General features: G+C 58.7%; 20 protein-coding genes and 1 pseudogene. 11 read left to right on the top strand and 10 right to left on the bottom strand.

Going from position 1 to position 23,925, the window contains the following annotated elements:
* Window positions 1–92: 92 nt before the first annotated feature.
* Window positions 93–318, top strand: a pseudogene (locus tag IVB05_RS27735) (hypothetical protein); the annotation flags it as partial.
* 357 nt (window positions 319–675) lie between these two features.
* On the opposite strand, the gene IVB05_RS27740 reads toward IVB05_RS27735, so the two are convergent.
* A complete protein-coding gene (locus IVB05_RS27740; protein WP_247779131.1) occupies window positions 676–858 on the bottom strand; it encodes a hypothetical protein in 183 nt (60 codons plus the stop codon).
* A 425-nt stretch (window positions 859–1,283) separates the two neighbouring features.
* Window positions 1,284–1,448 (bottom strand): hypothetical protein, encoded by a 165-nt coding sequence (locus IVB05_RS27745; RefSeq protein WP_247779132.1) that lies wholly within the window; start codon window positions 1,446–1,448, stop codon window positions 1,284–1,286.
* 233 nt (window positions 1,449–1,681) lie between these two features.
* Between IVB05_RS27745 and IVB05_RS27750 the strand changes: the two genes are divergently transcribed.
* Both IVB05_RS27750 and IVB05_RS27755 read left to right on the top strand, forming a co-directional pair.
* The gene (locus IVB05_RS27750) at window positions 1,682–1,888 is read left to right on the top strand and encodes a hypothetical protein (protein WP_247779133.1); all 207 of its coding nucleotides are present in this window, start codon (window positions 1,682–1,684) and stop codon (window positions 1,886–1,888) included.
* A gap of 22 nt (window positions 1,889–1,910) precedes the next feature.
* Window positions 1,911–2,207, top strand: coding sequence for a hypothetical protein (locus IVB05_RS27755; RefSeq protein ID WP_247779134.1), 297 nt, complete (start codon window positions 1,911–1,913; stop codon window positions 2,205–2,207).
* A gap of 286 nt (window positions 2,208–2,493) precedes the next feature.
* Here IVB05_RS27755 and IVB05_RS27760 read toward each other — a convergent pair whose 3' ends face one another.
* The 5 genes from IVB05_RS27760 to IVB05_RS27780 form a co-directional block, all read right to left on the bottom strand.
* Window positions 2,494–2,958: a carboxymuconolactone decarboxylase family protein gene (locus IVB05_RS27760; protein ID WP_247779135.1), complete on the bottom strand. Its 465-nt coding sequence runs from the start codon at window positions 2,956–2,958 to the stop codon at window positions 2,494–2,496.
* The gene (locus tag IVB05_RS27765; protein ID WP_247779136.1) at window positions 2,852–3,322 is read right to left on the bottom strand and encodes a MerR family transcriptional regulator; all 471 of its coding nucleotides are present in this window, start codon (window positions 3,320–3,322) and stop codon (window positions 2,852–2,854) included. The genes IVB05_RS27760 and IVB05_RS27765 overlap by 107 nt, the downstream gene beginning before the upstream one ends.
* 311 nt (window positions 3,323–3,633) lie before the next feature.
* Window positions 3,634–4,623, bottom strand: a complete 990-nt coding sequence (locus IVB05_RS27770) for a tyrosine-type recombinase/integrase (protein ID WP_247779137.1) — start codon at window positions 4,621–4,623, stop codon at window positions 3,634–3,636.
* Window positions 4,620–5,543, bottom strand: a complete 924-nt coding sequence (locus IVB05_RS27775) for a tyrosine-type recombinase/integrase (protein ID WP_247779138.1) — start codon at window positions 5,541–5,543, stop codon at window positions 4,620–4,622. Before IVB05_RS27775 ends, IVB05_RS27770 begins: the two co-directional genes overlap by 4 nt.
* Window positions 5,540–6,763 (bottom strand): site-specific integrase, encoded by a 1,224-nt coding sequence (locus tag IVB05_RS27780; protein ID WP_247779139.1) that lies wholly within the window; start codon window positions 6,761–6,763, stop codon window positions 5,540–5,542. The genes IVB05_RS27775 and IVB05_RS27780 overlap by 4 nt, the downstream gene beginning before the upstream one ends.
* A 174-nt stretch (window positions 6,764–6,937) precedes the next feature.
* Between IVB05_RS27780 and IVB05_RS27785 the strand changes: the two genes are divergently transcribed.
* Together IVB05_RS27785 and dinB are read left to right on the top strand one after the other, a co-directional pair.
* Window positions 6,938–7,645: an SOS response-associated peptidase family protein gene (locus IVB05_RS27785; protein ID WP_247786984.1), complete on the top strand. Its 708-nt coding sequence runs from the start codon at window positions 6,938–6,940 to the stop codon at window positions 7,643–7,645.
* Window positions 7,642–8,745 carry a DNA polymerase IV gene (gene dinB / locus IVB05_RS27790; protein WP_256472545.1) on the top strand — a complete coding sequence of 368 codons (1,104 nt, stop codon included), beginning with the start codon at window positions 7,642–7,644 and terminating at the stop codon, window positions 8,743–8,745. Before IVB05_RS27785 ends, dinB begins: the two co-directional genes overlap by 4 nt.
* A gap of 585 nt (window positions 8,746–9,330) precedes the next feature.
* On the opposite strand, the gene IVB05_RS27795 is transcribed toward dinB, so the two are convergent.
* Window positions 9,331–9,585 (bottom strand): hypothetical protein, encoded by a 255-nt coding sequence (locus tag IVB05_RS27795; RefSeq protein ID WP_247779140.1) that lies wholly within the window; start codon window positions 9,583–9,585, stop codon window positions 9,331–9,333.
* Between the two features lie 21 nt (window positions 9,586–9,606).
* On the opposite strand from IVB05_RS27795, the gene IVB05_RS27800 reads away from it, so the two are divergent.
* The 5 genes from IVB05_RS27800 (at window position 9,607) to IVB05_RS27820 (ending at window position 20,347) form a co-directional block, all read left to right on the top strand.
* Window positions 9,607–10,995, top strand: coding sequence for a hypothetical protein (locus tag IVB05_RS27800; protein WP_247779141.1), 1,389 nt, complete (start codon window positions 9,607–9,609; stop codon window positions 10,993–10,995).
* A gap of 21 nt (window positions 10,996–11,016) precedes the next feature.
* The gene (gene mauJ / locus IVB05_RS27805) at window positions 11,017–12,447 is read left to right on the top strand and encodes a methylamine utilization protein MauJ (RefSeq protein WP_247779142.1); all 1,431 of its coding nucleotides are present in this window, start codon (window positions 11,017–11,019) and stop codon (window positions 12,445–12,447) included.
* A gap of 265 nt (window positions 12,448–12,712) precedes the next feature.
* A complete protein-coding gene (locus IVB05_RS27810) occupies window positions 12,713–13,894 on the top strand; it encodes a hypothetical protein (RefSeq protein WP_247779143.1) in 1,182 nt (393 codons plus the stop codon).
* A gap of 460 nt (window positions 13,895–14,354) precedes the next feature.
* Complete coding sequence (locus tag IVB05_RS27815) at window positions 14,355–16,874, top strand: PD-(D/E)XK nuclease family protein (protein WP_247779144.1); 2,520 nt, start codon at window positions 14,355–14,357, stop codon at window positions 16,872–16,874.
* Window positions 16,875–17,002: 128 nt separating this feature from the next.
* Complete coding sequence (locus tag IVB05_RS27820) at window positions 17,003–20,347, top strand: UvrD-helicase domain-containing protein (RefSeq protein ID WP_247779145.1); 3,345 nt, start codon at window positions 17,003–17,005, stop codon at window positions 20,345–20,347.
* A 74-nt stretch (window positions 20,348–20,421) separates the two neighbouring features.
* On the opposite strand, the gene IVB05_RS27825 is transcribed toward IVB05_RS27820, so the two are convergent.
* Both IVB05_RS27825 and IVB05_RS27830 read right to left on the bottom strand, forming a co-directional pair.
* Window positions 20,422–21,315, bottom strand: a complete 894-nt coding sequence (locus IVB05_RS27825; RefSeq protein ID WP_247779146.1) for a nucleotidyl transferase AbiEii/AbiGii toxin family protein — start codon at window positions 21,313–21,315, stop codon at window positions 20,422–20,424.
* Complete coding sequence (locus tag IVB05_RS27830) at window positions 21,308–21,952, bottom strand: type IV toxin-antitoxin system AbiEi family antitoxin domain-containing protein (protein ID WP_247787001.1); 645 nt, start codon at window positions 21,950–21,952, stop codon at window positions 21,308–21,310. Before IVB05_RS27830 ends, IVB05_RS27825 begins: the two co-directional genes overlap by 8 nt.
* A gap of 285 nt (window positions 21,953–22,237) precedes the next feature.
* Between IVB05_RS27830 and IVB05_RS27835 the strand changes: the two genes are divergently transcribed.
* Window positions 22,238–23,863 (top strand): DUF6119 family protein, encoded by a 1,626-nt coding sequence (locus IVB05_RS27835; protein ID WP_247779147.1) that lies wholly within the window; start codon window positions 22,238–22,240, stop codon window positions 23,861–23,863.
* Window positions 23,864–23,925: the final 62 nt, after the last annotated feature.

Here is a 23,925-nt window from a genome sequence, read left to right on the forward strand (position 1 = left end):
GAGGCCTCTCCCCCGATCTTCAACCCGTCGCGTCGGACCCGGCCCGCACTCTCACTCTCCACGGCGGTGACGGGGACATGGACTGCGCATTCGCCGTAAATGGAGGCCACCCCTGCTTCAGATGAGGTGCGCGCGCTGCAAGACGCCGAGCGATGTCAACCTCGCGGCGATGAAGCATCCGCCGACCACCTTCGTGCACGGTCGCGCCAGCCGGCTGCGCTGCCGCAAATGCGCCAAGGCGGGCCGGCGTCCAGCGACGACCCCAATACAATTGGCTAACCACGCCACCCTCGAACCGAAGACGGAGCACACCGTTAGGACACGCGATTACGACTGGTCTGCGCCGTCCCTTCGACGCCGAAGCGCAGCGGAGGCCAAGAGAAGGCAGCCGAAGAAGGGGCAGCGATAGCGACGCGGACATGAAATGACCGCGGGCACCGAGGCGACTGCAGTCGCGAGACCGGTGAAAAAGGCACCCGCGTTCGGGGCAGTGATAGCGGCGCCGGCAATGCCGGCGGCCCCTAACGCGAGTGCCTCCGGCGAGCGACGCCGTATCGCGCGCAAGGGATCGACGCCGGACGGCCGAGACGCGTCAGCGGCTCGGTTCACGAGAGCCCGGTGCGGCGGAAGCCGCATGCGCATCCGCGGAGTCCGCTTAGACTTGAGTCAGAAGATCTAAATTTCCTCGCGCGCATTCGTCTGCGCGTCATAGATCCTGATATGAAGCATGGGAAAACGTTTCTTCAGTTCTTCTCCACCTGCCCTGGCCCCGTCTTTGGTAGCAAATTCGGCTTTGAGTCGTCCGTCCACTTCAAGCGCGTAACCAGAGGCCGGCGGTTCAGGGATGACTGCAACCATTTCATTCCTTTTATGCAGTGAGGTGGTTGAGATTGATGCGTTAGCGTGAGTCGCCCAAACCACGCTAGAGCCACCTGTAGAACTGTGGGGATAGGTCACCGTCGTTGTGGATTGATCCCCCGCACTGGAGTTCATCAAGGATGGGCATTTGCGTCGTCCGAACAGTCGGAGGGCTTTCTGTTTGCGCGGATGTAGCCGCGGTAAAGCCATAGATTCCCCGGCCGCCGCGTTTGGCGTCGCGCCAAGCGCCATCATATCTGCGCTTCGTATAGTCCGGCGAAGGGGCCAGGCTGAGGCGGTCTTAATTTTCTGATGGCGACTGTTCACGCGCGGGCGTTGAAATGGCTTATCAGGATGGCAATCCCGATCGCCACCACAAGTCCGACAAAACACATAACTCCTGCCAACAGCACGGATGCCTCCGCCTATTCGACCCCGAGCTCCTTAATGGCGAGTGATGATAATTGTTTCGGATCGCGAACGCCGCGCTGACCAAGTTCAATAACTTTTCTGGCGATCAATTCTGCGATGGGATCACCGCGATCAATCAGGCTGAGCTTGCGCAAGGTGCGCTCATAGGCATCGGTCAAAACCGCTATTTCCTTCCGGGCCCAGCGGAGAATTTTGTAGCAGGCGATAGATGGGCATCGATGCACAACCCAGCACAAGCTCCTTCTACCACAGAACCATGCTAGCCGCGGGCAAATCCGAATCAGGCCGACGGAGGCGACCGGTCCACTTCGTTGGGAGCAGGTCCAGCGCACTTGACTCCATGAGAACAAAATAAGAACATGCGTCATCGACGCTCAACCAGGAACAGTCCATGTCCTCGGTTTCCCAGCCGAACGAACAGGACAGCGGTCTTGAAGCCGCCGTCGACCAGGCGATCTCCGTCTGCGACGGCGATCCGCGTGCGGCTGTTCGCGCGCTAATCATTGCGAACAATCTCCTGGAATTGGAGATAGCGGAGTTGAGGAAGGCCGTATCGCATGCCTACACGCGCGGACGCTTTCGGACCTACACAGGATAGAGTTAGATGTGGTGAAATAGCGATGAAACATCAGGACACGCGGTCTTTCATCACGGCTGACCAAGCCGAGCAGATGGGAGCCGACATGGCGATCCAGTTCATGCTCATGACGCTATTTCAGCTCCTGTCGGAAATGGCGGATGACCCGCGTGGCCTCCGTACGGATATACATAGGGAACTTACCGATCTCGTGGCGAGCTATAAGCTGCCACCGATGCCTGAGGATGCCGAGCGAAGGGTTCGAGCCGCCGCCCGCAAGATTCTCAACGGCATCACGATGCGATCATTTGAAGAGAACGGGGTGAGGAAGTCATCGTGACGGCTGGACATGCAAACCAAGTGATGTTCGGTCACGCCGAGTGCCGCGGCCTGGCGATGTCGTTGCCCGTCGAGAGCGACCGCTGAATGTGCAATCTATATTATGCCGATCTCCGTATTATGCCGCGCCGATGCGCATTCCCGAGGACAGGGGCGCAATCTCGGCGCGGCATGTCGGCATAATCAGAGCGCCTCGAGGAATGCGAGCAGCTTGTCGCCGGGGCGAGAGTGGCCGGGCTTTGCCATCGCCCGTCACAGCAAGAATCTGTTTGTGCGCCGGTTGGCGATCAAGAGCCGGTTGTCTCCCCGCTGGGCGTGGCGCGGAGGGCGAATATTTCCTTGGCTGCGAACAGGCCGTTGAGCGCGGCCGGGAAGCCGGCATAGACGGCCATCTGCATGATGACCTCGGTGATCTCTTCACGGCTCAGGCCGACGTTCAGGCCAGCCTCGATGTGAACCTTGAGCTGAGGGCTGGCATTGCCGAGCGCGGTTAACGCGGCAATGGTCGCGATCTCACGGGCCCGCAGATCGAGGCCGGGGCGGGAATAGATATCGCCGAAGGGGAACTCGATCACATAGCGCGCGAAATCGGGCGCGATGTCCGCCAGCGCCGTGATGACGTTATGCCCAGCCTTGCCGTCAATCTCATCTAGTGCTCGCCGCCCGCGCTCGAGCCGGCTTTCTTGCGGCGAGAAGACCGGTGCGGGGGGTGCGCATGCGGGTTGAGCCTGTGCTTTCGTGGACTGCGTCATGATTTTTGCTCCTTGTTCTCGTGCCGGCGTAGCCAGCAATCTTGGTGTCGAGAACGAGAAGGCACGCTTGCAGTTCGGCAGCGTGGGCACGGACGGCCGCACGGTGGCGCTCCAGAAGCTCGCGACGCTCAGCCTCAGTGCCGACGCCGCGCTCCCGCAGTGCTGCGTAGCGCAGCATGTCCCGGATCGGCATCCCGGTCGTCTTCAGACGGCCGAGAAACTCGATCCAGGTCAGGATCGATGCGTCGTAATCCCGATGGCGCGATTGGTTGCGGTCAGCATAGGGCAGCAGCCCGATCCGCTCATAGTAACGAATCGTATGTGCTGTCAGTCCCGAGCGTTTCGCCAGTTCACCAATCTTCATGAGCACCCTTCTCGATCAACGACGCAACGGAAGCTAGGGGTTCGAGCGCGCTCTAAGTCAAGAGGAAATCGCATCACAGTGATTCGAGCACCAGCACGCTGTCTCCGACGGGGTGGTGCATCGCTGCGATTTGGAACAGGCAAATGGACAAACAAGGTCTGTTCGCCGCTCGGCGAAGTGAGCCTGCCCGGCGACTGCTAAGCTTGAAGCCAATTCATTTTCGGCAGGGGGCAGGGAGGGGGCCGATTATGCCGACCGTTGGCTCAGGACGGCCTCAGGCGGCGGCGATCGCTGCTTTGGAGTCGGCATAATCACAGTGCCTCCAGAAATGCGAGAAGCTTATCATTCGGTCGAAAACGACCGGCAGTAGCTACCGCTGGAGCTGTAGCGGCCAGTGCGCGTTCCTTGATTCCCATATCAGCGTGTAGGTAGATGTGGGTGGTTTCGACCTGCTCATGGCCGAGCCAAAGTGCTATCACCGAAGTCTCAACTCCCGCCCGCAGCAGTCGCATCGCGGCGCTGTGACGCAACACATGCATGCTGATGGTTTTCTGTCCCAACGACGGACAGGCGCGGGTGGCGATCTGAACGTATTTGGCGAGCCGATGTTCGACGGCGTCACGGCTGAGTGACGTCCCCGACTGGGTGACGAAAAGTGGCTCCGCCGGTTGACCAGCGCGCTCAGCGAGCCAAACACGCAGGAGGGCGACCATGCCCGACGTAATCGGTGTGATCCGCAACTTCCGTCCTTTCCCCATGCAACTGACATGCGCGCCAGTGCCGAGATGAACATCGCTGATGCGAAGGCCGATCAATTCTGACGCACGCAGGCCCGTTTGGGCCGCGAGCGTAAGCAGGGTATGGTCGCGCCGCCCGGTCCAGGTCGAGCGGTTGGGTGCGCGGAACAGCGCATCGAGTTCTGGTTCGATCAGGAAAGTGACGAGCCTCCGGTCGAAACGCTTGCGTGGAATGGCAAGCACGCGTTCGATTATGGCGGCATGCTCGGGATGTCGAAACGCTGCGTACCGGAACAGCGAACGGACGGCGGCAAGTCGAGCGTTGCGAGTGCGCGCACTATTCTCCCGCTGCTTCTCAAGATGGTCGAGGAAGGCGCCGATGAGCGGCGCATCAAGATCGTCGATGTCTAGCTTCGATGGTTCGACGTCTTTCCTCGCGGACGCGAAGACCAGCAGCAGCCGCAGCGTGTCCCGGTAGGCCGCAAGTGTATGGGGACTAGCTTGGCGCTGGCAGATGAGGCGTTCCGTGAAGAACGCTTGCAGGGTTGGGGCAAGTGCGGTCATGCGGCACCTCCGAGGTGCCGCTCCAAACGATCACCAACCAGCGTCAGCAACTCCGGCGCAGCTGAGATATACCAGTATGTGCTGACGGGATCGACGTGGCCGAGGTAGGTCGACAGCAACGCGATCCGGTTCCCCGGCTCCCTGCCATCTCGATATCCGTCAAGGATGGTATTGACGGCAAATCCGTGCCGCAGGTCATGCAGCCTCGGACGGCATGAGGCAGAGCGCGGCTTGAGGCCGGCGACATCCACAATTTGACGAAAGACGGGCTGGACGCCCATGTAGCGGAACCTGGTGCCAACCGTAGTGACCAGCAGTGCCGGCGTATTCGACGAGTTTTTCGGACGGTCGTCTCGACGCAGATAATCAACCAGTGCAGCCACGGTGCTCGGATGCAGCGGCAATTGGCGAGACTTGCCGAACTTTGCGTTCCGAATGGTGAGTAGTCCAATGACGGAGTCAAAATCGTCGCGGTCGAGGCCGATCGCTTCCCCAACCCGCATGCCGGTCACTGCAAGCAAAGCGATCAATGTCCGAAATGTCGCCACTCGGTGCGGTGCCCGCAGCGTCCCGGCTGCGGCGATGAGGGCCGCGATATCCGACTCCGAATATAGGTAGGGGGTGGCCCGGCCTTTTTGCTGCACCAGCAAGTGTGTCGGGGGCACCTCGGTCGCGGGGTCGATCCCGCGCAGGTGTTTAGCGAAGCGGCGAACAACGGAAAGCCGGGCAAACGCCCAGGTTCGACCGCGCTTAGGGAGTGTCGCCCAAGCGAGCGCCGCCTCGGTTGTCAGATGGTCTTCGCCACGATCCTCGACGAAGGTGAGAAACTGACCGAGTAGTTTCTCGGCTCGATAGAGCTTAAAGCCGAGGGCGCGGCGAACCGCAAAATAGTCAGCGAGAGCTTTGCGGAGAGCGTTCATGCGATGTCTCCCGGCCAAGGGCGGGCGATCGACCGCAGAGCATCGCGATCGACCTTGGCGTAAATCGATGTCGTAATAGCGTTGCGGTGGCGCAGGAGTTGTCCGATCTCGGGCAGCGATGCACCGCCGCGTAGCATCAGAGTCGCCGCGGTGTGACGCAGCCGGTGAGCATGGATCGGTTCAATGCCGCACCGTTCGCTAGCGTGGCGAACAATCTGCGTTACCGCGCCAGTGGTGAGAGCATGGTGCGGAGCTGTGATCCGTGCAAACACTGTGCGGCCTTGCGTGCTTGCGGGACGGCCGTGACGCAAGTAAGCCGCAATTGCTTCGCCGACATCCGCGGGCAAAGGCAATCGTTCGGTGCGATTGCCCTTGCTGTGAGCAATCACGATCTCGCCGGCTCGCCAATCGATGTGCTCAAGTTGCAGTTTGGCGACTTCGCCTGCCCGCAGGCCCAGGCGAACAAGCATGGTCAGGACCGCGAAGTCACGACAGCCACTTCGGGTGCTGGCGTCGCAGGACGCCAGAAGGCGCTGCACCTGGTCAGAGGCCAATCCCTTCGGCAATCCGGTTAATCGCCGACCGGGAACGGTCGGCACCGCAGACACCAGCGACCGATCGATAGCGCCGTCGACGTAAAGAAAACCGAGTAGTGATCGAAGGGCCGTCACCGTCAGCCCGGCCGTCCCAGGGCTGAGGCGGGAGCACTTTGTCACTACAAAAGAAATGACATCAGCCGCTGTCAGGCTTCGAAGGTCCAGAGCAAGGCCGTCCGGCAAGACCCTGGTTTGAAGGAAGGGACGCATCAGTTCAACATACCTGGACGCTGACGCATCCTTGATGCCACGTTCAAGTATCAAGTAACCTCGGTATCGCGCCAGGGCCGCTTCAAGCACTCCGCTGGCCGGCGGCAACAAAGCCGCAGGTGCGGTCCCAAGACCGCGCAGGTAACCGAGGATCGGCTGCATCGCTCTGATAGAGCGAAGAAAACTGTAACCAGCTTCATGACGGCTGCGCTGAAACCGCTCTACTTCCTTTGCGCATAGTTCCCCTACACCGAGCCCCTCGCTCACAAGCCAATTGCTCAGCTGATTTAGCAGCAACAAATGAAAGCGGGCCTGCTGTGGGCTATAGCCTTGTCGTGTCAGGTGGTCGGCAAACCCGGTCGCGAATGCCGAAAGCGGACCCGAAATCCTAACTCGTGACAGATCAATCAACATCAAAGCCTCCCTTCGATTGGCAAGAGGGAGGCTATACGCGGTAGCCATCAATCGGATTATGCCGACTCCATCGCAGCGATCGCCGCCGCCCGAGCCCGCTCTGAGCTAATGGTCGGCATAATCCAGAGGTCGGCATAGTAGAGATTATGCCGACGTCGGCATAATCTCTATTCGATCACGACAAACCAGGCCGCCATCATCGCGCTGTTTCGCGTCGTGAACCGATACGTTGGCAACCTGGCACCGATGCCGGGGGTTTTTCCCGATTATAAGGCACCGATCGTGCGCAATGGGACCGAGGGCCGCGAACTCGCTACGGCGCGGTGGGGCATGCCGTCATCGCAGCACGCCCTGATGGAAGCCACCAAGAAGCGTGCCGCAAAGCTCGAAGCGAAAGGTAGACCCGTCGATTTCAAGCAGTTGCTGCGGATGGAACCGGACGGCGGCACGACCAACATCCGCAACGTGAAGAGCAAGCACTGGACGCGATGGCTGGAAGCCGAAAACCGCTGCGTGGTGCCGTTCAACTCCTTCAGCGAATTCAACAAGGCCGAGGGCGGCGATATCTGGTTCGCGCTCGATGAGACCCGTCCCCTCGCCTGCTTCGCCGGCATCTGGACCAACTGGACGTCCGTCCGGAAGGTCAAGGAAGGTGAGACGACCAACGACATCTTCGCGTTCCTCACGACGGAGGCGAATGCCGAGGTTGGCGCTATCCACCCGAAGGCAATGCCGGTGATCCTGACAACGCCAGACGAAGTCGAGACCTGGATGACGGCCCCTCCGGACGATGCCCTGAAACTCCAGCGGCCGCTGCCGGACGAGACACTTCGGATCGTCGCCCGCGGCGTCAAGGAAGATCCGGCCGGACCAGCAACGTGACGATCGAGGACGACGACCAGGCGAGGCCCTCGCCCCGTCAGCGCAAGATCATCCACATCGACATGGATGCGTTCTACGCATCGGTCGAGCAACGTGACAATCCGGATCTCCGCGGCAAGCCGGTGGCCGTTGGCGGATCCCGCGAGCGGGGCGTCGTGGCAGCCGCGAGCTACGAAGCCCGCAAATTCGGTGTCCGGTCGGCCATGCCTTCGGTGACAGCCAAGCGGCAGTGCCCAGACCTGATCTTCGTCAAGCCTCGCTTCGAGGTCTACAAGGCGGTCTCCCAGCAAATCCGGGAGATCTTCGCAGAGCACACGCCGATCATCGAGCCGTTGTCACTGGACGAGGCCTACCTCGACGTGACCGAAAATCTGCAGAGCATTCCGTTAGCCCGGGACGTCGCGTTCGCGATCCGCGCGAAGATCAAGGAGGTAACCGGCCTCAACGCTTCGGCCGGCATCTCCTACAACAAGTTTCTGGCCAAGCTCGCCTCCGACCACCGCAAGCCTAACGGCCAGTACGTCATCACGCCCGAGATGGGCCCGGCATTCGTAGAAACCTTACCGGTCGGCAAATTCCACGGTATCGGGCCTGCGACCAGCGCCAAGATGAATGCACTGGGGCTCTACACAGGGCTCGATATGCGCAATCAATCACTCGAATTTATGCAGACCAATTTCGGCAAGGCCGGAAGCTACTACTACTGGATCTCGCGGGGCGTCGATAATCGCGAGGTCCGCGCGGACCGAATCCGGAAGTCGGTCAGCGCAGAGAATACTTTCTCCAACGACCTGACCGAGTTCGAAGCAATGGCCGCCGAACTGCAGCCACTGATCGACAAGGTCTGGCAGCACTGCGAAGACAAGGGCACGCGGGGCCGGACAGTAACGCTGAAGGTCAAATTTGCAGACTTCGAGATTATGACACGCAGCAGGTCTGCCCCCGCCGTCGTGTCGAGTAGAGGCGATCTGGAGCGCTTGGCAGTCAGCCTGCTCGAGAACGAAATGCCTCTGCCAAGACCGGTGCGACTCTTAGGCATCTCACTCTCATCGCTACAAACCGAAGATGGCGCTGAGCCACAACTGGATCTGCCAATCTGACGCAGCGTGGATTATGACTCCGCGTCGGCGATCAAAGCCCTGCAGGGGAAAGCCCGGCACGGCCGGCTTTTCAGCGCCACCCCGAGGGAGGAGACGCACCGCATGTTCTCTAAAAGCGATTGCTTCTGGTTCGCGAGCTAAGAATGGAGCTGCGGGCGCACGCTACTCATTAGGAGGTAGCCGCACCGGCTGACGACGACGCGTGCCGATGATACGACTTGATTGCCTCAATGGTCGCTTGAAAGAATTGGAAAGACCATCGTAGGTGAGACACGTTGCTTTTGCACAACCAAGATCAACGTTTTCATTTCGCCAGTCAAATCGCTGGCGCTCGGTCGCATTCATGAACGCATCACGCCCGCAGATTAGCGAGGATCGAAGCCGAAAGGCCGAAAACCACTTGGGCTCGGTTCACGAGAGCCTCCCGGTGCGGCTTGCCGCACGCGCCCGGGCCCTCTTTTGGTAGCGGCTGCTTCTGGCAGAACAGGCGAATCACCTGAGCCATGCGTGCTAAGGTGACAGCGCAGCCGAACTCCCGGGCCCTGCAGATTTTCAAACGGCCTTTAAATGCCCTTCAAAGCTCCTTTAAAAGCATCCACGATCGAAAAGCCGCGCGTGGTTGACGACCAGCAGAAAACGGGCGACAAAATGAAATCCCCCGCAAGGCAGTTCTCGAAGTTCTAAATGGAGAATTGCACGATGCGTGAGCCAAGGCTCGAAGTCAGCCTGTGGGGATTCAGGATAAATGAGGTCGGCGCGCTGGCGGCCTGTGCCGCTGTATTGATCTTTTTTGCGGCTCTGGCGGCATGGCGGTTCTAGCCCGTACATGATGCGGAGCACGCAGAGCACCAAAGGTGTTGCATGCCGAAGATCGAGAGCGGGAAGCCGCTGCACTGCGTCGAGCTTGTTACCGGCGAGAGCCTCACGGGAACGGTCTTGGTCTCAAACGAAGAGATCCGCGCCCAGATATACAGCTATGCGGATTTCTTTCATATTAAAGGTGAGCAGCCGATCTTCTTGCAAACCGAGACGAATGAAATCGTCTCCCTGCATTCCAACGTCACGACGATTGCAGGCACGAGTTCGCGCAACATCGCGCCACAACGAGAGACGCACCGGCAAGAAATTCTCTCGAACGTTGCCGTCGTTGGCCATGACCCGTGGGGAACCGAGGATAGGGTCAAGAGGGTCTCCTTCCACGTGAAGCACACGAACGGACTGATGCGCCACGACGGCAAAGTTAAAGCGATCGGCCGGAGACGGTTCCCAACAGAAGAGCACCTCACCATTTTCAACGATACCGCGCAGGGCATGACGCTTCGAGCGTGGTATAGCGCGACCTATGGCATGGAGTTCGACGGACCGAAAGAGCTCTGGCCAACCTTTGAAGTCGAATTCGATGAGCCGCGAAACATCCAGAAATACATCGATCACGTTTCGGACTACGTGAATTTCCTGTCGTTTTGCTTCGGCGTGCAGCTTAAGCCGTCGGCCATCCGGATCGACCGCCTTTCCTTCGCGCAGATGATGGAAGCCGTCAAAAGGCACGAATATCCCGGCGACCATGAAGTGCACTATACTTGGCCCGAAGTTGAGATCGACAATCGCGACCTTTGGGTCGGCGGTTCGCCGGTACGGTCCTGGGACGATCAAGAACTCGCCTCTCTACGTGAATGCCTTGTTGCCTGGATGAACCGGGCTACGGCATGGCGGCGGCCCAATGCGCTGATGATCACGGGCTTTGGCTTGAAGAACGTGGTTTCGTCCGAGAGGCTGCTCAACGCTTGCCGTTGGCTTGAGGACATCCCCATCGCGAAAGCTCAACCCGTGCTCTCCGGATCTGATATCGATGCAATCGTCGCCGTGGCGGCGGCGAAAGCGCAAGAGCTTGGTCATGACGTTGCCATTGGAGAGCGAATCGCGGGCGCTATCCGGTGGATCAGGGCGGAAACTGCCGAGCAGCAATTCAAGCGACTCGTTGGCATGGTCGAAGCAAGATTCGGCAAAGGCGTTCTGCCCGACGAGGCGGTCGACCACCTCAAGCGTGCGATCAGCTATCGCGGCAAGAGCGCCCACGGTCACTTTAATCCGGAGAGCGACGCCGAATTCCGCGCCTTCTCCAAATCGACGCGGGCGATGGAGGCGCTTTGCTACCTTTTGACCGCCCTCGAGCTACCTATCTCTGAAGAAGGGATTCCGCGGGTTGGGTCCAATCCCGTGCTCCGGGATTATCGACTAGCCTACGACTAGAGGCAGGCGGAGAGAGACCCGATGTACGCAAAGAACCTTACTCGTATCCTCGGCTTACTGAACCAGAATAGCGACGTATCGTATAGCTCGCCGCAGGAAATGGAGCAGCGATTTGAGTCCATCCGTCGATACGGCCGACTTCCCCGCGGAAGGGAGCGGCGCGACGAGAAGCTATCCAGCTATCATATAGCGGCTGCCATCTTCGGGCTCGTCCCGACGCATCCCGGCTGGGCCGGGCATGTGGCGACGGTGCTTGAAGGGTTGCGCCCAGTTGGGGGCGCCGATGCGTCTTTCTTCATGGCGGAGACGATCAGCGACGTTGTCAGCGTCCTTCTGGCAGATAAGGATGCCCGGACGAGTTTCATTCGCATGACGCTGACCATCGCTGAAACGGGTATGAACAGCCATGGCGGCGCACAGGTCGTTTATCTCCGCGATGGAGAAAAGCGGCGAGCCTACTTTGTACCGAAGGGAGCCGTTTCGCTGCTGGCGAAGGGAAGCGAAATCGGTTTCGATCCTGACCGCAGCCGGATGAATGCGCCCGCGATGCGCGAGACGTCTTTTACCCAGGAATTCTTTCGGCGGCTGGCGCGGGAATGTGAACTTGCCGAGCGCTTTCCGGCACCACCCGAAGGCGAGGGCTCGGAGTACGATGCCGAAGAAGCCGAGCAGGAACGCTACCGGAAACTTGGCGTACGCAATGGCTCGCGCTTCCTCAATGTCGGCGTGGATAACCAAGTCACATGGCCGAAGGAGGAAAAGCTCATCGCCTTCGGTCAATACCAGTTGGTCCTCATGCCAAAAACCAAGGATCACGTGCAATCGATTCACATCGATCTCATGGCGAACCGCGTTGACGAGCCTGCCGCAATGACGGTCATCAACCGCTTTCTTAGCGTGATAGCATGGTGCGACGATAATTTTGCGATCGCGGAATATGGATGGTCGGGAAATCCCGTTCCGGTCCCGGTGTCAAAGCGCGACCTCGCGTTCACCACGGCGCATGATTACACTTTTGACCGGAAGATACCGGATTCCGAGGAGGCCCGGCGCGCACTTGCCCTCTACCGCGAGGCGCGCAATGCACAGCAGAACGGATTTATCAGCTATGCCGTGCTGAACTATTACAAGATCATCGAGATCCGGCATTCCGGTAAGGAGGCCGCGCGGACATGGTTTCGCACTCATTTTGAGGCGTTACAGGCCGAGTCCAAGGAAGACGACGACATCAATCGTTTCCTGGCCCTGTGCGGCAACGACCCGCCGCACAAATACATCCACGATTCATGCCGTATCGCGGTGGCCCATGCAGGCAAGCACTCGAAATCTGATCCCGATGATGCCCACGAAATCGTCCGCCTGCATACGGCTGCGCGTGTCATGCGCATGTTGGCGCGTCGCTTCATCGAACAGGACTTTGCCGTTTCGGATGTGATGTACTCCGGCGCTTGAGCCAGAAGTGAGGCCCGCTTCGCGGCCCGCATTGGTCGGCTCCTGATGCGGAGCGCCGAGTGTCCTTGGGCCCTTAGCCCTTCACGACTGATCTGGATCAGTTATGTTCGGCTGTACGGTCGTTCTGCCAGCGCGTGACATGAAATTGGAAAGTGAGATCAGGGCCTATTTGCAGACGCCCGCTGGCAGCCTCGCGCGATACCGCCTGCGGCGGCGCAAGGAGGTCCTGCTCATCGTCGAAGGCGTGGAGCCTCGGTCGAAGAAGATGCCCGAGGCCGAGAGGGCCGCGTTCCAGGGCCAGGTTGCGGAGCAGCTTGAGGAGACGAAACGGAAGGCGCTTCGCGGTCCGATTGCGCTGCGCATTCGCCTTGCGACCACGCATAAGACGCCGCCGCAAGTGCATTCCATCGTAAAGAACCTGCTGGATCTCCTCGGCCGACAGGGAACCGAAGACAAGGATTGGCAAAAGAAACGCCTCTACAAGGATGACTCGCAAATCCAGGCGCTTTCGGTCTCGTGCGTGCACGGCGAAGCCCGGCCGTCCATTATGATCGCCGCGCGCCGATTTTCAAGCATGGTCGACGACATCGAACTTGCCGCTCATGCTGCCCGCGCGCTTGATGAGAAGGATTTGGATAATCCGCATCATGAGGAGCGGGATCAAGAATGGATCGCAAGTTTCAGGCGATTGATCGAAGGGGAAGCTGAGATTCGGGCAAGGAGCGGCGACGAACTCTATGGCGTGAGAGTTAGGACGCAACGCGGATACGCGCAGCGCGCCTTTCTCGGTCAATCGGCAATTTCGATTCCAGTACTCGCCTGGCTTTATGGACGTCCCAAGGGACGGTTCATGCAACCCTTGCTCGATCCATGGCCCGCAATCATCAGGCAGACGGGCCTTCGCATCCAGCTCGGCGAGCTCCCGGCCCGGACAGGGGATTCCAGTTTGTTCAAAGCGCGGATTGACGCTGCGCTGGAAGATTTCGAGCGGCGCTGGGGTTGGCTGATCAAGCCGCTCGTCGTGTCGGTGGGATTACAAGTTATCGTGCAGCCGAATGCCTCCACGCCCGCCGGCACGCAGCATGACCTTGACAACATCGTGAGGGACTACCTGTTGCCCAGGATTGTCGCCAAGTTGGGCACCGTCTCTGCGCATGTGTGGACGGTCGATATCGAAGAGATGGCCCGGATTGCTCCGGAGCTCGCGGCACGGTGGAGCGCCGAGCCGAAACCACCCAAGGGGAGCAAGGCGGGCGTCACCGGATATGAGGTGTGGCAGCTTCCCCCCGCCCCCGCCGGCGAGCCGGGATTCGTGAGCGTGTCCCTGACGGCGCAACCCAACTTCGAAGGCGACCTGATGGAACGAGTTGGCCTCAAGATCAGGCGATGGACCGAGCATCTCGAGGAAACATCGCAGATCCGGCGGCGGATTTCCCGGCTGTGGTGACATGCCACTCGGAGCGAACGGGAGTTATCGGCGCCTCGAATCCCGGCCGTAGACGCGGCGCGGGAAGCGCATCGGACCTGATGAGATAAGCAAGGTAGCTGAGATAGCCCCGATCAGAGCGTCTCGTAGTCGTGCTCGACGTGGAAAGATTTGGCCGTGATGCCAGCCATTATCGGTCAGGTGCCATGAAAGCTGGTCAAGATATTGCCGAGTGTCGATGCGCACCCGCACCTTGACGACGGCCTGCTACGGCGATGGAAAGGTCGGGCACGATGCAGGAAATTGGTGATATCCAACTCGTTTTCTTGTCTTCCATTGACCTCCACGTTCTAAACTTGCAGTTTGTTCACTCATTGTTCCGCAGTTTGAATGGTCCTGAAGCTGATACGGCCATGCGGGTCCACAACTATCGATGGCAAAAGACGGCATAGTATAACTTGTGATTACAGAACCCGGTTCGGTGATTGAGCGCTTCACCCTCGTCGTTCACGGGCCGTTGGCCGTGCGGATGCAGCGTCTGGCGGCTGCCCGCCGTGGAACCATTGGACAGGAAATTCTTACTCTTCCACTTGTCGCCGCCCGCCTTGCCGGCGGCTTTATCGCCCCAGTCACGACCGACGTCCTCTATCCTGCTGTTCAAGCGGCATTGGCCGCCGGCGGCTTCCAGGATCTCGACAGCGTTTCGTGCCTGCCGGGTATGCCTCGAGCCGTGCTTCAGGCGCTCGATGCAGTATGGCGTGCAGATATCGACCTATCATCCCTCCCCCAGCACGTTGGTCGCTTCGCTGATCTACATCTGCTCGAGACTCGCATACGGGAGCTTCTTCCCTCATCCAGGAAACTGACTCGCGACCTTCGTGACGCCGCGATGTCGCGGGTATCGCTGTCGAAGCTCTTGCTTGGGCCTGTCACACTCGGCGGGATCGTGGAGATCGACGCGGTCTGGCGTCCCTTGTTGAATGAAATCGCCGGCTTCACTGAGCTGTCCTGGGCTTCACCTGTCCAAACCGAGAATGCATGGTTCAAGGGTACGCTTCGCCGACGGACGGCGGTTGCTCCGGCGAAGTTTTTGGCGGAGGCGAGCGCCGATCCGAAGTCCGAGGTCGTGGAAGCACTTCGATGGGTGCGTCAGCTGCTGTCTTCAGGCCAAGCAAAGGCTGGGGAGATCGGGATAGCGGCGACCTCGACGCCGGACTGGGACGACCACTTTCTCGCATACGCAGACAACGCTGGACTTCCGCTCCACTTCTCGCACGGCGTTCCAGCGCTCAGCACCCCTGAAGGCCAAGCCTGCGCTGCGTTAGCGGACATTTTGACGAACGGCCTGAGCCAGGAACGTGTTTGGCGGCTTTTCCGCCGCCTGCCGGCGCGTCCCTTCATGAGCACTCTCCCAGAAGATTGGTTCTCGTCGATCCCGCGGAGTGCCGGCCTAAAGACGATGGATCAGTGGCGGGAAGCACTCATCGTGGGCCGATCGCATCGTGCGGCCGGCGCTCTTGTCGAGACCATTCTCCTCCCGGTTCTCGACCTCCTCGCACGTGGACCCAACATCGGCCGAGAGGCGGCCCGATTACTTCTCAGCGGTGCCAGCCTGGCCATGTGGGAAGAAGCATCACGGAGCGCACCGCTCCACGCAATCGCGCTCTCCCTGCAGGCATTGCGGGTGCGCGATGGCCGAGATCCGGCGAACAGCGTTGTTTGGTGTCCCGCGTCGCATTTGGCTGCGAGCCCGCGACCATTTGTCCGTTTGCTGGGTCTGACAAATCGATCGTGGCCTCGCTCCGAGAACGATGACCCTCTACTTCCCGATCATCTTCTCGGCAGGCGGGTGCTGCATGGCCTCCCGACGGCAGACCGTGACCGCTTGCATTTCGACGTCATCCGTAGTGGGACGCGCGAGGTTTTGGTTCTGTCACGGCCCGAGCGCAGCGCGAAGGGTAGCATCCTTTCGCCGAGTTCGCTATGGCCACAGGACGAGGTCATTCATAAGCGGGACCGAATTCCTGCGCACGCATTCAGTGAAGCTGACCGTCTATTGGCCCGACCTCGTGAAGCAGGGCAGCTTGAGCACGTCCGCCAAAGCCAGCTTTGCTGGCGAAATTGGCAGCAGGAACCAACACTAACGGGCCACGACGGTTTGATCGCATCCGACCACCCCGCGGTTTTGGCCGCCTTGGCCCGTACTCAATCAACGACATCGCTGCAGCGCCTTCTGCGCGATCCGCTCGGCTACATCTGGCGCTATGCGTTGGGTTGGCACTCCATACGTTTGGAGCCCGAACCACTTGAACTTGATCCAATGACTTTCGGTGAACTCGTGCACGAGCTCATCAGTGGCGCGATCGCTTGGCTTGAACCGAGTCCAGGGTTCGCTCGCGCAAACGGGGCCGAGATCGATGCCGCTATCGCTGCTTCCTCGTCCAGGATCATGGCTTCCTGGCCGTTACAGCGCTCCGTACCGCCAGCGATACTTTGGCAGCATACAGTGAAGGAAGCAGCCCGGCGCACGGCCAAGGGCCTTGCGTCTGACGATCCGACGAGGGCCGACACCCGGAGCTGGAGCGAGGTCCCATTCGGCCAAGAGGCGTCAATAGGCAGCGAATTACCATGGGATGAGACGATCAAGATTCCGATTACTCAGGCGGGACTTGTCTACGGCGGTCGGATTGATCGTCTCGATATCCGCGCTTCGGGCGACGGCGCGCAGATTACCGATTACAAGAGCACCAAGCCCCCGCCGAAAAGTCAGCGCATCGTCCTCGGACAAGGACGCGAGCTTCAGCGCGTGCTCTACGCAATGACGGTCCGCACACTTCTTCCAGAAGTCAGAACGATTGTCGCAAGGTTGATCTATCTCGCTGATGAGCCTGCCAAATTTGAGTTGAGAAACGACGAGCTCGATAATGCGATTGTCGAAGCCACCACGTTCTTGGTCGCGGCCGTGGAGATCTTACGGAGTGGACGGATCGCGCCACGGTGAGAGCAGGACGCGCACTACGATGATATGCGCCTTGCTCTGCCTGCGGACCGTGAAAGCTACCTCCGACGCAAACGATCCGACTTTCAAGTCGCCAACCAGAAGCTTGGCAAGCTTTGGAATTCGTCCAAATGACACTGGTCGATCAGGACAACCGTGTACGAGCAATGACCGACTTCACGTCGGTCCTCCTTGTCGAGGCTGCCGCTGGAACGGGGAAAACCTCGCTCATGGCTGGCCGCGTCGCCATGATGTTGGCGGCTGGCTTCCCACCCGGAGACATTGCCGCTATCACCTTTACCGACCTCGCTGCCAGCCAGCTCGCTCGCCGTACCAGGGAGACGGTGGAAGCACTCCTAGCGGGTGACATACCCGATTTCATCAGGCCCGTCCTCCCTTCAGGCCGCCTCACCGATTCACAGCAGGCGGCGCTCGCTGCGGCCGCACCGAGGCTTGACGAGCTGACCGCAACGACAATTCACGGCTTTTGCCAGGCAGTCATTCATAGCCATGGTGTCCAGGCTGGGCTTGATCCTGGCGCACGCATAGTCGATGAAACAGTGGCGGAAGCGATGTTTCGCGGCGAACTTTCTGCTTGGTTTTCACGGAGGCTCGCCGAGGCGGCGATTGAAGACGACCCCATTGTCGTGCTTGCGGAAAAGATTCCGCTGAAAGTGGTCGGTCTCATTCATGAACTTGCCAAGCTTCGTCGGGAACATCCGGAAGCAGCTCCAATACAACCGTTACAGAGCACTCGGCCAGACATCGTATTTGCCCAGGCTGTCGATGATTTTTATAGGTGGCAAACAAGCATCGATAACGACAATTGCGTACGGGGAATTGCTCATGAGCTGCGTCGGCTCTCTGCGCGATATGAGCGCATTTTCGACAGCCCACCTGATTTCGCGACACTCTGGCAATTGTGCGATGCTGGTCCATGTCGATTGTTCGCAAAGGGACTTCAGCTCAAGACGTACGTTGATGCAGCGGAGAGCTTTGGTGCGTATCCTGGCGAGTCGGCGAGCGACGCCGCGATCCAGCACTATCAGATCGTCACCGACGCCTGGAACGAGTTGATCGGGCATATCGCAAGCGCACTCGTTTGCATATTGTCGTCGTCTCTCGATCTGCTGCTGAAAAGCTACGAGGGACGAAAGCGGGCGGCCGCGGTGCTCGACTTCGATGACCTCCTCCTGCACGTACGGTCCTTGGTTCGCGGGCATGAAGAAGTCCGTCGTGCGATTGGACGACGTTATAAGCACATTCTAGTCGACGAGTTTCAAGACACTGACCGCGTTCAAAGCGAAATCCTCTTCTCCATCGCCGCGACCGACGAACGTGTGGAGCGCTGGGAAGAGCGGCGCTTGCGGCCTGGCTCTCTCTTTCTGGTCGGGGATCCAAAGCAGGCTATCTATCGGTTTCGGGGTGCGGACATCGAGATCTATGAACTCTGTCGCCGCCTTGTTGGCGCGCAAGAGGGCGGCGCCGTCATCGAAGTAACGGCGAATTTTAGATCTCAGAAGGCGATTATTCGACACGTCAATTCGTGTTTTGAGACGGTCTTTGGCAAGACCGGGCAGCCGAGATACGTCGCGCTTGCACCGACGATCCCTGACGGCTCGTACCCGATTCCGTGTATGACCCGCTTCACGATCCAAGTGGTGACCGACGGACGCATCTACGCAGAGATGTTCCGCGAGGCCGAAGCGGAAAAAGTTGCGGACATCTGCTCTCGCTTAATCGGGAACGTGACGATCCGGCGTGCGGATGGCTCTTTCTCTTCCCTTCAGCCCGGGGACATTGCACTTCTATCGCCAGGGCACAGGGACCTCTGGCGCTACGAACGTGCGTTGGAGCAGCGCAATCTCGCCGTATCATCCCAAGCCGGCCAGTCGCTTATGCGACGGCAGGAGACTCAGGATATCCTCGCACTCCTACGTGTGCTCGCCGACTCCTCCGACACTCTGGCATTCGGTGCGCTCATGCGCGGACCATTGGTCGGGCTGAGCGACCAGGAACTCCTGGACATCACTGCCGGGCTGCCGGAAATAGAAGGGCGGCCGAACTTCTTTGGCGTCCGGACCGATCCCTCAGCGGTCAATCATCCCGTCGCGAAAGCAGTCCTCGTCTGTCTGCGCGATCTGCGGGGGCGCGCAGCGATCTCGACGCCAAGCTTGATTTTGGCTGAGGCGATTGAACGTCTAAACGCACGCGTGATTATGGCGGCTCGCCACCGCAATCGTAATGCACGCGCGCTCGCTAACCTGGACGCGCTCATCGAGCGCGCGCGCGGCTATGGGGTCGCAGGGCTACGCGCATTCGTTCGAGATCTTCAGGCTGATTGGGAAGGCAACGAGAGGGCGCCAGAAGGGCGGATCGATGCTGCCGAGCACGCGATTGAAATCGTCACCATACACAAAGCGAAGGGTCTCGAATGGCCGGTCGTGATACCGATCAATTCAACGACTGAGCTCTATCGACCGGATCAGTTCGTGCATCGTCAGTCCGACAATACCCTCCACTGGATGGTTGGAGGAGTCGCGCCACCGGACTTAGCCGCGGCGCGCGCGGAAGAAAGTCGGGAAGACGCCAACCAACGCGAGAGAATTTGGTACGTAGCGTGTACTCGAGCGCGAGATCTTCTGATCCTTCCGTATATCCCCCAGGCTGCGAAAGACTCGTGGTTCAGTTCAATCGTTCTCCGGCAAGGGGAGCTTCCAGAACTGGATGTTTCGGGCTTCCATGCATCGGGCGTCCGACAAGCGGCAGCAAACGAGAACACCCAGTCTGCCGACACTTTCGCGACAGAGCAAGAAAGGATGAACGAGAGTGCTCTACCCGTTGTCTGGCGCCGTCCGAGCGATCACGATCGAGACCGCCTCGGTGATCCTATTGACGCAGTGGTCGTAACCGAGTCGCTCGCCGAACAAATGGAAGTGGTTGGCGGCGGAGCGCAACGAGGGATTATCCTCCACAAGTTGATGGAGGAACTTCTGACGGGCGAGTTGGATGCCCAGGAGAGACTTGTGGTCTCCCGCGCGGAAGAGTTGCTCGTCCAGTTGCTCACAGACGCGGACGAGAAAAAGACCCGTCCCGATCCGATAGAGATGGCGAGATGCGCCTTGCGGGCTCTAGCCCTTCCGGAAATCGCGGAGCTGCGCCCCTTCCTTTTGCCTGAAGTGGCAATTTGGGCCTCAGGGGAAGGTGTTCTCGTTGCAGGCCGTGCGGATGCGCTCGCGATCAGAGAGGGCCGCGTGGAGGTTGCAGTTGATTGGAAGTCGGATGTCAACCCGAGTTCGGCAGTCCGAAATCGCTACGCCGCACAGCTCAAGGATTATCTGGTGGCGACAGGAGCCAGGCGCGGAATACTCGCATTCCTGAGCCTGGGCGAGATAACAGGGGTCGAGAATCCCGCCTCTTTGTTGGCTCCCAGCCCCGAACAGGGAGACGCAGTTCAAGAAGGGAGGCCCTCATGATTACTATTAGTCGCGACTGGTGGGAACATCTCGCGCCGAAGGTGATCCGACTTGCAAGGCCCGATGATTCGCGTTCACGTCGAGTTTTTCTTATTGATCGCGTGTGCCGCTGACGCTTGGGGCATGAGAAACTTATTTAGATCGTTGATGACATCGGCCAAAATCCCCGGCTGAAACGCGACGTCTTCGATGAACGAATTCCATTGCGCGACTTTCGTAGGGTCTTCCGCGAAAGCTGTCGTCAAGGCGTCCGGAATCTCTTTGGGAATTTCGGTCTTGCGCCGGGCGAAGGTCGCAGCGATGGCTCGCGGCAGCGTGTCGCCCTTGAATTCGAAATTACGCGATAGCACCCAAATATCGTACAAATCCTTCATTCGGCTGTTGGCGCGACCCAACATCACCATTGCTTGGAATTTTTCGGCGATAACAGTCTCGCGAGCGTAGGCGCGCAAGTTTGGCGCAGGAAAATCCAACAGAACGGGCAGGTCTATTTCCTGAAGGCCGGGTTCGACTGAATCGCCAAAGGCGATATCAATAACGACGCGTACTTGGGCCGTATCAACCTTGGCCGTCGCTGTAATGCGCAAACCGCCATATTCCGTTTCTTCGCGAATGCGATCGACTTTCACGCTGTTTGAATCAAAGACGACGCCGTCGTTGTAGGAGGCGCCACAGACCTCCTGAAAGATGCGGACCATCTCATCTTGATCGTCGTTACCGATGCCGAGGAGGTCGAGGTCGCGAGTGGGACGTAGCGGATCTTCAAACCACTTTGTAAGGAGCATCGCCCCTTTCAGAATGAAGCGATCGCGATACTGGGTCTGGCTCAAGCGATAGAGAAGCCTCTCTAGAACGTAGTTGTTGAGCAGCAGATCGAAGGGTTGGCGGCGTTGTTTTGAAAGGTTGAGCAGTCGCGCCCGAACTGACGCGCCCATATTCTTGATCGGTGGTTTCGGCTTCTTAGGCATTGGCAGTCATAGCCTCCAGATAGGGCTGCACGACCTTCCAGACTCCGGCTTCATTGGCGTAGCGGGCGATTTCGGCGGGAGATGCCTTGCGCCGGCGCAGGGCTTCTCGCAGACCTTCGAGTGCGAGATTGAGACCTGGGCTCTTTTGATAGCGGTTGCCGGCGGGGCGCCGATAGCGAAATAGATCGACCACCGTCTTTGCGGGAATATAAATACGAACGCGCACGCCTTCGATGACGTGCTCTTTGATGCCGGAGGTTAGAACCTTTTCGCCGAAACGCACGAATTGAAGGGGCGGTGTTTCGATGCGAGGCCTCCGGTCCTTTGCGCCAATGGCTATCCAAACGCGCGATGGGATCGCGTCGGTCAGGCCGTGAAAGGCCAGTGCGGACGTAAGACAAACGACCCCCTTCGGGACAAGTTTGGCTGCCTCGGCGAGCGTATGATGTGTGTCGATCGGGGCGTCGGGAAGTTGGTACAGTCCTCGACTGAGCTGGAGGACAAGCCCTTTGTCCTTCATCCGCGCAACGGTGGTTGCGGTGATGCCAGCTTCTACAAATTCGGAAAGGCGGACCATGCCCTGCTGCTTGAGCAGGGAGAGAGCGCGCTCTTGCTGAGTTCTGGAAAGCGAAGGCATGTCGAGGAATATGATATAAATAGTCGGATATGTAAAGACTTTATCCGACATTATATACCAAGGCAAATGTAAGACATTGAAAAATATATAGTTTCTTCCCCTAACATGCGACGGTATGCGGCGTCCTCAGAGGGCAAATACGCGAAACAGCCAATCGGGGCTTGCCACCGCGGGTTGTAAATGACCTATTAATCTCGGGAAACGCGGTCCCTGTCTAGAGGGCTCTTTTGCTACGAGCATTGGCTGGGTGTGATGGCAAGTGGGGCAGTAAAGGCCAGCAAATCGATGAGCCTTTCCGTGAGGCTACTTCGGAGTGGCCGGACGATCGATGATGCCTTGCGGGATGACCATGAACTCGAAGAGCGGCCTTCGGAGGTAGGGAGGCTTTTTGTAGGTCAAGCACCAGCGCTGCCGCCGACTTGGTTCGACTTTGTCAGCGGCTTTGCGACAGGTGGCCTTGGGCGGCTGGTTAATCAAAGTTGTGCCGCCGTGCTGTTCTTGGAAGTCGTCCCTGACGATAAGCGGTTCGCGAAGCGGATCATGGCCCTAACTTTTGGGACCGGCCATCATTCCCTCGATCCGGACGCATTTGAACGAAGCTTCGGTCTAAAGGTTGTCCTAAATTCGGTCGCCCGTTCGAACTTGCGAAGTTTGGACATTGCCACGCTCGATGCCACCACCTTCCAGAAGCGCATACAGGCTAGTCGGGATGCCGATTTGCAGGGATTTGGGATCGATGTCGACCGAGATCTACTGAGACTCGCCGCAGGATCGCCGAGAGATAATTCCTTCGCAAAATCCCTCGCTGGCAAGGACGCTCTAACATTGCACACAAAAACGTCGCCCGACGACGTAATTGATAAGTGCAAGACGGCGCTCAAGCTCTATCATGCTACAGATTACAAAAGGGATTTCGGGTTTATCGACTTCGTAACGCCGGTCCGGCAGCAAAGCCTTCTTGAGCAGCTGGATGCTGCAGCTTTCGGCGAACTGCAGCAATTGGTGAAGGGGAATCAATCGGACCTTCACATCGCATTGCCGGATATACTGAGCCCTGAGGAGGGGGTGGAAGTTGGGTATTTCGGTGTCGGGCTAAAGTCGGGACGAAAGCAGGGTTACACGCAAATTGCGATTGAAGACTATGTCGAGGAACTCAAAGCTGGTCAGATAGCCGATATTGCAGATATGGCCAAACTTCGCGCGAGCCATGAGGTGCGCGTTATAGTCGATGGCGAGGGAGACAGGAAGCAAAAGCGCAAACTGTACGATTGCTTTGTTTACGAGCTGACGTCCAAGAGTGACACCTATGTTCTGTTTGCTGGAGACTGGTTCGTGGTCGACAAGGCGTTTCACGCTACCGTCGAAACTGATTTCCTCAAGCTGTTGGCAAAAAGGACCTTTGTGCCATCGACCAAATGCAAGAGCGAGCGCGACTTTATCGCTGAACTCGATGCACACAAAAACTTGCTCAATCTTGATCAAGTGAAACTATCGCCGGCAGGGGCACCTGCCGCTAATCTTGAACCATGTGATTTTCTTTCGATGACCAAACAGTTTATTCATCTTAAGGATGGTCACGGGTCAGCGCCAATAAGTCATCTCTGGAATCAGGGCGTTGTGTCCGCCGAAAGCTTCGTTCGTGATGAGAAATTTCGGATCGACCTGCGCAAAGAAGTTAAGAAGCGGCAGACACAATCCAAGAAGACTGGCTTTGACGCCATTCTGCCGGACGGGCGCTCGAAGCCAGTTCCGAGCGAATACACTGTCGTCTTCGGAATTATGCGTGACCGATACCAGAGATCAGGAACGATTGGCCTCCCATTTTTCAGCAAGGTCAGCCTTCGGTCCATCGCCGATCGTATTCAACTCATGGGGTTTCCGGTAGAAGTTCATCTTGTCGAACGGATTTAAATTGCGGTTGGCAATGCTTGTCGAGCCCGACGAAGCCTCGCTTCTGGAGGAAGAGTGAAGCG

The sequence above is a fragment of the Bradyrhizobium sp. 170 genome (genome assembly GCF_023101085.1).
Lineage (GTDB): Bacteria > Pseudomonadota > Alphaproteobacteria > Rhizobiales > Xanthobacteraceae > Bradyrhizobium.